Annotated in this window: 8 protein-coding genes; 4 read left to right on the top strand and 4 right to left on the bottom strand. The window is 40.1% G+C overall.

The features are described 5' to 3' along the window. Positions 1 to 134 precede the first annotated feature (134 nt). Positions 135 to 1,406, top strand: a complete 1,272-nt coding sequence (locus ABR854_RS13300) for a sterol desaturase family protein (protein WP_350265893.1) — start codon at positions 135 to 137, stop codon at positions 1,404 to 1,406. A 63-nt stretch (positions 1,407 to 1,469) separates the two neighbouring features. Here the strand turns inward: ABR854_RS13300 and ABR854_RS13295 are convergent, their stop codons facing one another. Then, positions 1,470 to 2,384, bottom strand: coding sequence for a patatin-like phospholipase family protein (locus ABR854_RS13295; protein WP_350265892.1), 915 nt, complete (start codon positions 2,382 to 2,384; stop codon positions 1,470 to 1,472). 297 nt (positions 2,385 to 2,681) lie between these two features. Between ABR854_RS13295 and ABR854_RS13290 the strand changes: the two genes are divergently transcribed. Further along, positions 2,682 to 3,656, top strand: coding sequence for a polyprenyl synthetase family protein (locus ABR854_RS13290; RefSeq protein ID WP_350265891.1), 975 nt, complete (start codon positions 2,682 to 2,684; stop codon positions 3,654 to 3,656). Positions 3,657 to 3,895: 239 nt separating this feature from the next. Here ABR854_RS13290 and ABR854_RS13285 read toward each other — a convergent pair whose 3' ends face one another. Continuing rightward, a complete protein-coding gene (locus tag ABR854_RS13285) occupies positions 3,896 to 4,699 on the bottom strand; it encodes an Fpg/Nei family DNA glycosylase (RefSeq protein WP_350265890.1) in 804 nt (267 codons plus the stop codon). Between the two features lie 127 nt (positions 4,700 to 4,826). Here ABR854_RS13285 and ABR854_RS13280 point away from each other — a divergent pair, with 127 nt between their 5' ends. Further along, positions 4,827 to 6,551: a GMC oxidoreductase gene (locus ABR854_RS13280; protein WP_350265889.1), complete on the top strand. Its 1,725-nt coding sequence runs from the start codon at positions 4,827 to 4,829 to the stop codon at positions 6,549 to 6,551. A gap of 131 nt (positions 6,552 to 6,682) precedes the next feature. Continuing rightward, the gene (locus ABR854_RS13275) at positions 6,683 to 7,276 is read left to right on the top strand and encodes a gluconate 2-dehydrogenase subunit 3 family protein (protein WP_350265888.1); all 594 of its coding nucleotides are present in this window, start codon (positions 6,683 to 6,685) and stop codon (positions 7,274 to 7,276) included. Between the two features lie 310 nt (positions 7,277 to 7,586). On the opposite strand, the gene ABR854_RS13270 is transcribed toward ABR854_RS13275, so the two are convergent. Further along, positions 7,587 to 10,568 carry an amidohydrolase family protein gene (locus tag ABR854_RS13270; protein ID WP_350265887.1) on the bottom strand — a complete coding sequence of 994 codons (2,982 nt, stop codon included), beginning with the start codon at positions 10,566 to 10,568 and terminating at the stop codon, positions 7,587 to 7,589. Between the two features lie 197 nt (positions 10,569 to 10,765). Continuing rightward, positions 10,766 to 12,229, bottom strand: a complete 1,464-nt coding sequence (locus ABR854_RS13265; protein WP_350265885.1) for a SusD/RagB family nutrient-binding outer membrane lipoprotein — start codon at positions 12,227 to 12,229, stop codon at positions 10,766 to 10,768. Positions 12,230 to 12,254 lie beyond the last annotated feature (25 nt).

Raw genomic sequence — 12,254 nt, 5'->3', positions numbered from 1 at the left:
TTTTCATAAATTTGTACAATGTTCAGTATGCAAGCATACTAAATTAAGCTTTTGTCAGAGGAATTACTTTTCAAGTTCTTTTGAAAAACTTTAGTTCTTAATTTTAAATTCTAAATTCTTAATTGCGTCAGCAAATGGAAACCTACGGTAAAATTCTTACGATTGCCAGTCCACTATTTTTATTGTTAGTGCTTATTGAAAAAGCCTACGGTTGGTACGCCAAAAAAGATTCATTCAAGGCAATGGATATGATTTCGAGCTTGACTTCGGGTTATACCAATTCTGTGAAAGACGTTTTGGGCTTGAGTGTTTCAATCCTAACTTATGATTGGATGGTGAGCCATTGGACTCTCTACAAAGTTGAATCAACGATTTGGGTGTATATCATTGCCTTTGTATCGCTTGATTTGACAGGCTATTTAGTGCATCGCATGGCACATTCCATCAATTTCTTCTGGAATAAACACGCTATTCACCATAGTAGCGAAGAGTTTAATTTGGCTTGTGCTTTACGCCAAAGTATTTCTTCGTTTGTAAGTTTATTTACTATCTTCTTGTTGCCAGCGGCCTTACTCGGAGTTGATACTAAAGTCATTGCTGTTGTTGCACCACTGCATTTGTTTGCCCAATTTTGGTATCATACGGTGTATATTGGCAAGATGGGAATTCTTGAAAAAATCATTGTTACGCCTTCGCACCACCGAGTGCATCATGCCATTAACCCTGAATATTTAGATAAAAATCACGGTCAGATTTTTATTATTTGGGATAAACTTTTTGGGACTTTTCAAGAAGAATTGCCCAATGTTCCGCCAGTTTATGGCATTACTCGCCCTGCCAGCACTTGGAACCCTATAAAGATAAATTTTCAGCATTTGTGGTTTCTGATAAAAGATGCCTATCATACGAATAGTTTGAAAGATAAATTCAGAATTTGGTTCATGCCCACTGGCTGGCGACCAGCTGATGTAGTCGAGCGTTTTCCTGATAAAAAAATAGAAAATCCTTACGATTTCGAGAAATATGCTCCAAAAAGCTCAAAAAATATGCTCGTTTGGATATGGTTTCAGTTTTTGTTTACTTTCGGAATGCTTTTTTATTTCTTCGGAAATATCGCAAAAATCGGTTCGCCCAATATGTTTATTTACGGCGGTTTTATTTACTTAACCGTTTTTGCATACACAGAATTGATGGACAGAAATCCTTATGCAATCGTATGGGAATTGCTTAAAAATATCATAGGTTTTGCCTTAATATACCAAATGGGCGATTGGTTTGGCAGTAGTTCGCAATACTCGTGGTCAACTGCCATAATGATGGTTTACTTCGTAGTTTCAAGCATCGTTACGGCCTATTTCGTTTGGTTTGAGATTCGGGAAGGGAAAGAAAAAATGACTTTGGCGTAAGTGTTTTCTCAGAGTAGCTGGAGATAAAATTTGGCACATTTCGAAGATGTGCCAAATTTGTTTTTAATACCCAAACAATGTCTGATGTCCATATTCGTAGCCTTGTTTGATGATTTCTTTTACGTCTTTGGTCGTAAAATCGGTCAATTCTATGTGCAGCGGTTCTTTTGGACGAATAACCGTGAGTTTGATTTTCTTCGTGAGATGGAATGGTCCGATATTTCCATAACTTTGAGCGTAATTTTCCGCCCATTCAATGTCGCTATTTTCAAACTGATTGACCGTAATATCTTTTATTCGCTCAATTAAACTAAAAAAACTACGGTAATTGAAATGCTCAAGCGGGCGGTTTTTCGGGTGAGTGGCCACGCAATAAATCTCGGTTGCTCCGTCTTCAATGGCTTTTCTGAGTGGCACAACTTCTCGCAAGCCACCATCCATGTAGGCTTGTCGGTGGTCGCCACCAATCTGAATGGCGGGCATGATAAAAGGCAACGAACTACTGGCACGTAGATAATCCAAAAAATGCTGTTCGAGCGGGTCGGTGTAGTGCATTTCGCCTGTATTGATATTGACTGCACCAACTTTTAGCTTCACAGGGCTTTTTCTCATTGTGGTTACATTGAGATACTTTTTTAGCTTTTCGTGCAGCGGATTAGTATCAATCAAGCCATCGAATCGACTTAAAAGTGTATCAATTCCCAACGAAAACTTCGATTTCAGTACGCCAATATCCGAAGGCTGCGTAATATTTTCAAGCCAAAATTGTAGTAATTTTTTATTGACCAAATCCCAGTCGATGCTACCTTTTTCGAGGTGCTGTTTGCCTGCTTCATTGACCATAAATGAGCCATTCAAAGCCCCCGCCGAAATTCCATAAATCATTTCTGGCTTAAAACCAGTGTCCAGAATCGAATGAATCACGCCAACTTGCCAAGCTCCTTTGAGTGAGCCACCACCTAAAACTAATGCCCTCATTATAAATAGTATTTTTTTATCACGTCAATAATACGATTAAAATAGCTAATTTTGAAAAAAAGTTTAGCAAATACAATGCTCAAAAAGTAAACCTTATTGTCAGACAGGGTGTTTATCTTTAAAATGAGCTTTTATACTCAAATATTATTAAAAACAAGTAATTGTAATTGATGTAATTCAAGAAAAATTTGAACAAAACCATTAAAATTAAGATATTTTTCTTTATTCTGCTCAATAAGTCAGAAATCAATTGTAAAATTGCATACCCAGAGCAAACAACATTTTGCTCACCTCTTCATGACGTTAGATATTAACCAAATACAAGCCCCAATCGAACAAGATTTGGAGATTTTCGAGAAGAAATTTCGCCAGTCGATGAAGACCGACGTAATGCTGCTCGATCAAATTATGAAATACATTATTCATCGGAAAGGTAAGCAAATTCGTCCGATGTTTGTATTTTTAACCGCTGGAACTATCGGAGAAATCAACGAAGCTACTTATCGTGGTGCTGCTCTTATCGAACTTCTACACACGGCTACCCTCGTACACGATGACGTGGTAGATGATTCAAACTACCGTCGTGGTTTTTTCTCAATTAAGGCACTTTGGAAAAATAAAATTGCCGTTTTGGTGGGCGATTATCTACTTTCTCGTGGTTTACTTTTAAGCGTTGATAATGGAGATTTTGACTTGTTAAAAATTGTTTCGACAGCCGTAAAAGAACTCAGTGAAGGCGAACTTTTACAAATTGAAAAAGCCCGTAAATTGGATATTACCGAAGATGTTTATTATGAAGTGATTCGTCAAAAAACGGCTTCTTTGATAGCTTCATGTTGTGCAGTTGGGGCGGCATCGGTCGGTGCAAATGCCGAAATTGTGGCCAAAGCAAAGCTTTTGGGTGAAAAAATCGGTATGGCGTTTCAGATAAAAGATGACCTCTTTGATTATGGCGATGCTGAAATTGGCAAACCAACGGGCATTGATATCAAAGAAAAGAAAATGACCTTACCGCTGATATATGCTTTGAATCATGCGTCATGGTCTGACAAACGAAATATTATCAATTTAGTAAAAAATCACTCCGAAAACCCTAAAAAAGTAGCAGAAGTGATTGATTTTGTGAAAAAATCAGGTGGAATTCAATATACCACCGAAGTAATGAAACGCTTCGTTCAAGAAGCAAATGATATCCTCTTTACATTTCCCGACTCTGCTTTCCGTCAATCATTACATGATTTGGTTCTATTTTCTATCGAACGAACTAAATAGATTGTAAATTCAAAATCAATTGTTTGTTTGAAATTTTTTAAACAAATTGTTTTTATAATATTTTCATATAAAAATAAATTTTCAGAATAAACTATATTTTTAATTTATTTTGATTTTTTTAATAAAATTGAGTTTACAAAATATTTAATTTTACCTGTAATTATTGTAAATATTGTATTTTCAATAAAAAATGAAATTAAACTTTGTTCAGTTTCATTGACCAGAATGTTCGCTTCCCCTTACAGGATTTGTCGAGTAGGGCAGAAGAATGTTGTTCGTCCACCAACTTTTGAAATGCTGATTGCTTCGCCGCAATCGGGGCATTTTCCTATTAAATCTTTTTGCTGAATTCCCCAACCTCGTGCGTGAATTAAGAAGTTTTTCGGGAAATCATCATAATTAGCTTGGCAATCAATGGCTGTTTGAATGACCAATTTGATGGCTTTGTCAATCTCAACTACTTCATTATCAGATAGTTGACTCGAAGTGCGTTCGGGGTGAATTTTTGCTTGAAACAACACATCATCAACAATCCAATTGCCGATTCCTGCGACGGTCGATTGGTCGAGCAGCACCGATTTGATGGGTGCGTTTTTCTTCTTTAAGGTTTTACTTAATTCTTCCACCGCAATTTCGAGGGCATCTTTGTTTATTTTCTTGCGTGAAAGATATTCGTCAATGTTTTCTACAATTCCGATTCTCTCAAACTTTCTTGGACATAAAAAGCCGAGTTTAAAACCATTCGCAAATCGGAAAACTATTCGGGCAAAGCGTGGGGTATCTTCTTCGTCTCGGAAATAGGCCAAATCGCCCGTCATGCCGAAGTGAAAATGTAGCCAATAAGAAGCATCCAGTTGAGCAAATAGATTTTTACCGATGCGTTTGGTGCCAATAAACTGCTTATTTCGTAGTTTTTCTACCAAAACATCATAATCTGTGGTAAGAAGTTTTGTGTCTTGCACATACACATCGGCAATGGGCTGATACAGACTCGTTTCTTCAAAATATCGACGGTAGGTTTCTACTTCTGGGAGTTCGGGCATGGAGTTTTGCTTTTTGTTTTTCTGATTTAACCCTTTTTTATGGCTTTTGTTCGACAAAATTTTTTGTCGAAATGAAATTATCAATTATCTTTCCTAATTTGTACTCTATTCAATCTTAAAACATAAAATGGCAAATCTGAATACCAAATTAAACAAAACCAATACCTATGATGCCATCGTGATAGGCTCGGGCATGAGCGGTGGTTGGGCTGCCAAAGAGCTTTCGGAGAAAGGACTAAAAACTTTAGTGCTCGAAAAAGGTCGAATGGTGAATCACATAGAAGATTACCCAACCATGATGCTCGACCATTGGGAACTCGAACACCGTGGAGCATTGACTGATGAAGACCGTAAGCGTCATCATATACAAATCCGAAGTGGCTTTGTGGGTGAAGCTGCCAAGCATTTCTTTACAAATGATTTGGAAAATCCGTACCAAGAAATCAAGCCTTTTGATTGGATTCGTGGCAACCACGTAGGCGGGCGTTCGATTACTTGGGGAAAGCATACGTATCGCTGGAGTAATTATGACTTTGAAGCAAATGCCCGTGAGGGAATCGCCATCGACTGGCCGATTCGCTACAAAGATATTGCTCCGTGGTATTCGTATGTCGAGAAATTTGTGGGTGTCAGTGGCGAAAAACTGGGTTTAGAGCATCTGCCCGATGGCGAGTTTTTACCGCCAATTCCGCTCAATTGTTTGGAAGACCATTTCAAGCAACAAGTCAAAAGCAAATTCAAAAATCGTATCGTAACGCCTGGTCGTGTGGCTCACCTAACGCAACCAACCGAAGTGCATTTGGCTTTGGGGCGTGGTAAATGTCAGAACCGAAACCGTTGTTCGAGAGGCTGTCCGTACGGAGCGTATTTTAGTAGCAATGCAGCTACTTTGCCCGCTGCCAATAATACTGGTAATTTTGTAATCAGACCAAACTCAATCGTCAAAGAAATTATTTTCGATGAAGCTACGCAGCGAGCAACGGGCGTAAGAGTGATTGATTCCGAAACCAACGAAGTGCATGAGTTTAAAGCAAAAATCATCTTTTCTTGTGCTTCTACACTGGCTTCTACACAAGTGTTGCTCAACTCAAAGTCGAGTCGTTTCCCGAACGGAATGGGTAATGATAGTGGCGAATTAGGCCATAATCTGATGGACCATCACTACCACGTAGGAGCAATGGGCGATTTTGATGGTTTGGAAGACCAATATTATAAAGGACGAAAACCCGCAGGACTTTTTATTCCGAAATACGTGAATATTGATGAAGCATCGAAGAATCCGAATTTCTTGCGTGGCTACGATTATCAAGGAGCGGGAGCAGGCCGAGCTGGTTGGGGCAGAGGGGCTGACGAACATGCCATTGGTGCAGATTTTAAAGAATCGCTCTACAAACCAGGCGGCTGGAATATGGGTTTGATGGGTTTTGGTGAAGTGTTGCCTTACCACGAAAACAAAGTGACACTCCACGAATCAAAAGTTGATAATTGGGGTATTCCACAGTTGGTTTTTGATGCTGAAATTAAGGATAATGAACTAAAGATGCGTAAGCAAATCATGGCCGATGCTGCCGAAATGCTTGAAGCGTCAGGTTTTAAGAATGTCCGAACTTTTGACAATGCTGGAGGTTTGGGCAATGGCGTTCATGAAATGGGAACGGCTCGGATGGGTAAAGACCCAAAAACTTCAGTTTTGAATGAAAACAACCAAATTCATGGAGTAAAAAATGTTTTCGTAACGGATGGTGCTTGTATGACTTCATCGAATTGCGTAAATCCATCAATTACTTACATGGCTCTTACGGCACGTGCCGCCGATTTTGCTGTTTCGGAATTGAATAAGAAGAATTTGTAGTTGAGTTATTACATCCCCCTGCCCCCTTCAAAGGGGGAGTTTTCTGTTCTCGTGTAACAATTCCCCCTTTGAAGGGGGCAGGGGGATGTCTTTTCAGCGAAAAAGTATTAAAAAAATAAAAAGAGGATACCATGAATCGTAGAGAATATATAAAAAATACAGCATTGGCATTGGGTTTGGGAGTTTCGGGCGTGGCTTTTTCCGAAATCTTTATTGCTTGTGCGAAAGATGCTAAATTAAGTTGGAAACCAGTTTTTCTATCTGCTAATCAGGCCGCCACCATTGCCGAAATTGCCGAAACTATTTTGCCGAAAACCAAAACTCCAGGGGCAAAAGAGTTGGGCGTACCACAGTTTATTGATAAAATGGTCAATGACACGATGGATGCTGCTGGCAAAGAAAAGTTTACGAAAGACCTCGAAGCTTTTGATGAGGTTTGTAAAGATAAATACGGTAAGAACTTTGTAGAACTCGAACCAGCTAAACGTGAGGCATATTTGCTTGAACTCGAAAAAGATAATCCACGCTCAGGCATGAATTTGTGGGGAATTAATCTCGAACCCGATGCACCGAAGCCAACGTTTTATAAGACCGTGAAAAGCCTAACATTATTTGGCTTTTATACTTCCGAAAGTATTGGCAAAAATGTGTTAGTTTACGACCCAGTTCCCGGTGAATATATTGCTTGTATGCCGCTTAATGGGCAAAATGCTTGGAATGAGTAAAGAAAAAGGCTGAATGCCCTGAGTTTTAAAAACTACCTCAGGTATTTTTAATGTAAGTTCGGGATTAAAATAGTTCGTATTTGCCCCAGAGGGGCTTCATATCGACGGTCGGCCGCTGCCGTAGAAATAAGCTAAATCTATCTTCTAAGCCCCATCGGGGCGAAATATTTCGCCCCGATGGGGCTTAGAAGTTTCTTGGTTCATTTTTTTCTACCAATATTTAACTCCTACGGAGTAATTTTGCACACATAACCCATTTACTATAAGGAATTTATTTTTCTAATAGAATTCGAGATGACTTAACTTTACCTCAAGGCTTTTTCAAAAGTTCTTCAATGGTATAGGCTTTTCCATTCACCAAAACGTATTTTACTCGTTGAGTATCTCGGATATTTTCCAAAGGATTTCCTTCTACGATACTGATATTGGCTATTTTTCCCACTTCCAAACTACCGAGGTCTTTATCTACATTAAGGGCTTTAGCAGCATTGATGGTGCTGGTTTGTAGAGCCTTGAAATTACTCAGTCCGTTTTCTACGTAATTCCAAATTTCTACGTGTAAACTCGTTCCGTAAGGCATAATGGGCGAGTCAGTTCCGCTCGTAATATTTGCCCCACTTTCCGAAAGCTTTTTTAGTGTTTTGCCAGTATTGCTATACGTTGCCAGCATCGGAAGTGGCTGACTTTTCATCTGTTTAGCAGTTTCGAGCATTGCCGTACGATAATAAGCTGGATATATTTGTTTGAATTGTGGTGTATCAAAAAGTGAGGTGTCTTTAGTAATCAATGTCCAAAATCCACCCGAGAGAGCTAAGGTTGGCGTAATAACCATTTTTGATTGACTGATAATTTGAATCATATCATCGTAGCTTTTGCCTGCGGTTGTGATTTTCGGCGAATATCCTCGGCGGCTCGTAGCGGCAATGTGTTCGACCGCATCTACACCATAACGTGCCGCAGGAAAAATCTCGTGCGATGACACCGACATTCCGTTTTGGTGGGCGTATTCCGTAATTTTCTTCTGCCATTCATCGGGCATTCTAACGTAGGTTTTTATGAGGTCATACTCTAAAGTCTTTGCTCTGTTGAGTTCCAATTTTAGCTGTTCTTCTGAGCCAATGGCGGTTGCCATGTTATAATAAATTCTTCCACCATCGGTCAATGCTCCTGTCAGGAAATGAAATGGGCCGGGACGTTTTCCGCTGTGCCACGATTCTCGTTGTTCGACGGCATCGTAAGGGTCAGAGCCAGGCTCACGCACGCTCGTAATGCCATAAGACAACCATATTCTACCTGTTTTTTCGCCAAATTGCGAGTCGAGGTGAGCATGAGTCTCGAATAAACCTGGCATAACGGTCAGATTCGAGGCATCAATTTTTTTATATGTTGCAGGATATGAATCTTTGTGAGCTTGAATAGCAATTATTCGATTATTTTCGATGATTATATCAACGTTAGTCAATAGTTTTTCATTTTTTCCATCAAAGAGTTTTCCTGCATGAATCACCGTTTTTTCTTGCGATTTTGTAATTGTCCAAGTCAAATCTAAGGGAATGTCTTTTTTAGAAGCATCTGCGATAGTTACTTGGCGAAGTTTATCAGTAGCTAAATAAACGATTGATTTTGAATCGCCCGTCCAAGTTGGGGCTTCGGCCAATTCAGTAGTTAAAGCACGAGGCTGCCCCATAAATTGTCCATCGGAGTTTACATCAATCACCCACAAAAGAGCATCTTTTACATAAGCCAGTTTTGTGCCATCGGGCGACCAAATCGGGCCGTTTCGGTATCTCATTGCCATTGTTTGGTGCGGAAATGGCGTAGTTGTCGAAACCGATTCGCCACTTTCGGCATTAACCAGCAAAAATTTACTAACACCCTCACGGAATTTTGAAGAATAAGCATCTAAGGCGGCCATCATAACATATTTCCCATTCGGCGACCAAGTTGGTTGACCAGGCAAAAACATAGGTTTGTGTACTTTCTTGACAAGGCCAGTTTTCAAATCCATGATATTGAGCATTGTTCCAACGCCCAAAGTATTGCGTAAACCTTGCTTTAAAAATGCGATTTTAGTGCCATCAGCTACCCACGAGCCTTGATTCTCATCTTCATCAGTTTTGGTAAGTTGTGTGATATTTTTAGTAGAAAGTTCTAATGTATATAAATCCATATTGCCCGATTTGTCGGCCGAAAAGAGAATTTTTGTGCCATCAGGCGACCAAGTTGGGTCGGTTTCGTAATACACATCATCGGTGAGTTTTACAGGTTTTGGATTGCCGATTGTCAGTAACCACATATCGCCCAAAGCCACAAAAACTACCTGTTTTCCATCGGGGGAAACCACTGGGCAACGAATTCCTTTGACATTTTTGGCATTTATTCCATCAAAATCGTAGGTTTTTCGTTGATAAACTGGCGTACTGACGGTCAGTTTTACTTGAAAAGGAATTTCTGAAATTTGTTCATTGTTGGTATCAGCGGTTTTTATTTTGCCATCTGACGTATAGAAAAACTTATTGCTGGAAACCCAAGAAGCACGGAAAGGGAAAACGTCATCTCCCTGTTTATTAATTTGAACGGTTTTGCCCGTTGCTACTTCTACTTTCATCAAAGAAGTTTGGCTTCCGTTGGCTACTTGATAGCTAAGCCAAAGGCCATCATTACTCCAAGCAGGAGCATTCGGAACTCCTTTGCCAGTAGCTGCCAGTAGTTTCTCGGAGCCGTTTTCATCAATAAGATAAATTCCTGCACCTTCGCTTCGGGTTGAGGCAAATGCTACGGTTTTGCTATCGGGCGAGTATGCGGGTGCGTAATCGTGGTCTTTGTTGGTGGTGAGGGCGGTCATTTCGCCCGTGGCGAGATTTTGTTTCCAAATATCATAATTACCGTTTCGGTCGGACGAACAAAGAATACTTTTGCCATCGGGCGATGCAAAAGGCTCTCGATGGTCGAATGGCCCAGTTGTGTGCTGTTTTAGGTCTTTTCCTTCGCTGTTTACGCTCCAAATATGAAACGTTCCCCCTCTGTATGACTGAAATACAATTCTTTTGCCGTCGGGCATCCAATGTGGTTGACGGTCGTCACCCATGCCATCAGTGAGAGCCAAAGCATTGCCACCACTCGATGAAATTTTGTAGATAGTGCCTTGTAAATCAAGAGCAATGCTTTTTCCATCGGGCGAAAGTCCAATAGCCATGTTTGTGCCTTCTTTCAAAACAAGCTGCTTGGAATTTAACTTTTGAGCCAAACAATTGACCGCAAAAAACAGCATAAAGAGGGGGATGAGTTTCATTTTTAGGTAGGGTTTAGGTAAGAGAGTGATAATTAAGAATGGTTAAGTAATTATTTATTATCCCACAGCAAATAGTTGTCCTATTGCAAAGAATAACAACACAGATGTAATTCGTATTAATTTCCCCTCCTTTTTCAAGGAGGGGAAATCGGCTTCTGCGTAATATGGGAATTAAGTACCTAAATTCTTAAGCACAATTATTTATAAATCGTCATGGTATCAAAAACACCTGGGACAGGCTTTGGTGCAAGCGGATTTCCGTTGATTTCGTTTTGAGAATAAATAAATCTCCACGGTAATCGTGTGCCTGTGCTTGGTGTTATTTTTACGCCAACAGCACTATTTCTATTTCGGCGTTCATCATTCCAGCCAATGGTTTGGCAGTAGAAAGTTACGTATCTTTCTTCTAATATTTCACGCAATAAAGCATCGTTTTTAGCGATATTATCTTTGTTTTCCATGCCACCACTTACAAAATCTGCATCTTCGTACGGTAAATATTTGAAAGTGAAGTTAGTGGCCGTTGTCGGATTGATATATCCACCACCCGAATTCATAAAGGCACGGTATTCATTCAAAAACTTTAACCCATCAGCAAAACTTCCTGCACGTATGGCCATTTCAGCTTGTGTGAGTTTGTTTTCTTGGAAAGTAACCAATGGAAACGAGGCATCAACACTCATAAAACCAACTTGGGTAGCACGCTTGATGGTATTTGGCTCAACACGATTGGCCACATTTACACCTTGACGAAGATAGTAAAAATTAAAACGAGCAGTTTCATCGGTTTTGGCGTTTCCACGGTACGAACTTGTGAGCGTTGGGTCAATGAGTTTTAATAATTGAGAAGCCTCACCTGTTTTCGTAACGGCGGCGGCATCGCCAATACGGCTTACTGCCAAGAAGTTATAAATAAAATTCTGGTTTTGATTCAAGATAGTTCCATGCGGAAAATACATCGAATTGGCTGCTCTACTTACGCCTTTGGCTGCTGCGGTAGCTGCTAAGGCATATTCTTTAGTATCGGTATAAAAACGTGCTTTTAAAGTGTAGGCCACTTCAATCCACTTTTTTGGGTCGCCACCCAACAAAATATCCGTTCCTGCTCTCGGAATACCAACACCAGTTTCGAGGTCAACAATTGCCTCATCTAATAGTTTTTGCATACTGGCATAGATTTCGGCTTGTGAGTCATATTTGGCATTAGGATAGGTTTCTAACTGTGCCGCTTGCGTGTATGGAATATCGCCGTAGAGGGCAGTCATTGTACCAATATTATGAGCCATCAAGACTTTTGTCATGCCCGCCATTACTTTCAAACCTTGTGGTTCGATTTTCTCCAAGATAATGCGGGCATTGCGATGAATGCCGTAATAACTACTGCTCCACATACCATCGAAGTACGAACCCGCCACGTTATATACCTGAAAATCAGCCCATTGGCGATCGTAGCCGATATAATATCCCGACCAAATACTTGATAACAAGGAGTTGTAACCTTCGTGTACTGATGCGGCTGCAAGCTCAATGCCCGTAAACATCAGCTCGGCAGGGGCATCTGTTGGGTTATTCAAATCGTCGTTGAGGTCGCTTACCAACGATTCACATCCTGTGAATGTCAGGGTAAAAGAAAGTGCCAGTAAAGAAATATATTTTTTCATTTTTTGTCGAATTAAAAGTTTAAAA

Source organism: Emticicia sp. W12TSBA100-4 (assembly GCF_040253585.1).
GTDB lineage: Bacteria > Bacteroidota > Bacteroidia > Cytophagales > Spirosomataceae > Emticicia.
The sequence above is the reverse complement of the archived record's forward strand: the minus strand, read 5'-3'. Positions and strand labels throughout refer to the sequence as shown.

Coding starts and splice junctions, on each gene's coding strand:
- ABR854_RS13265 (WP_350265885.1), bottom strand. CDS start 12,229: ATGAAAAAATATATTTCTTTACTGGCACTTTCTTTTACCCTGACATTC.
- ABR854_RS13285 (WP_350265890.1), bottom strand. CDS start 4,699: ATGCCCGAACTCCCAGAAGTAGAAACCTACCGTCGATATTTTGAAGAA.
- ABR854_RS13300 (WP_350265893.1), top strand. CDS start 135: ATGGAAACCTACGGTAAAATTCTTACGATTGCCAGTCCACTATTTTTA.
- ABR854_RS13295 (WP_350265892.1), bottom strand. CDS start 2,384: ATGAGGGCATTAGTTTTAGGTGGTGGCTCACTCAAAGGAGCTTGGCAA.
- ABR854_RS13290 (WP_350265891.1), top strand. CDS start 2,682: ATGACGTTAGATATTAACCAAATACAAGCCCCAATCGAACAAGATTTG.
- ABR854_RS13270 (WP_350265887.1), bottom strand. CDS start 10,568: ATGAAACTCATCCCCCTCTTTATGCTGTTTTTTGCGGTCAATTGTTTG.
- ABR854_RS13280 (WP_350265889.1), top strand. CDS start 4,827: ATGGCAAATCTGAATACCAAATTAAACAAAACCAATACCTATGATGCC.
- ABR854_RS13275 (WP_350265888.1), top strand. CDS start 6,683: ATGAATCGTAGAGAATATATAAAAAATACAGCATTGGCATTGGGTTTG.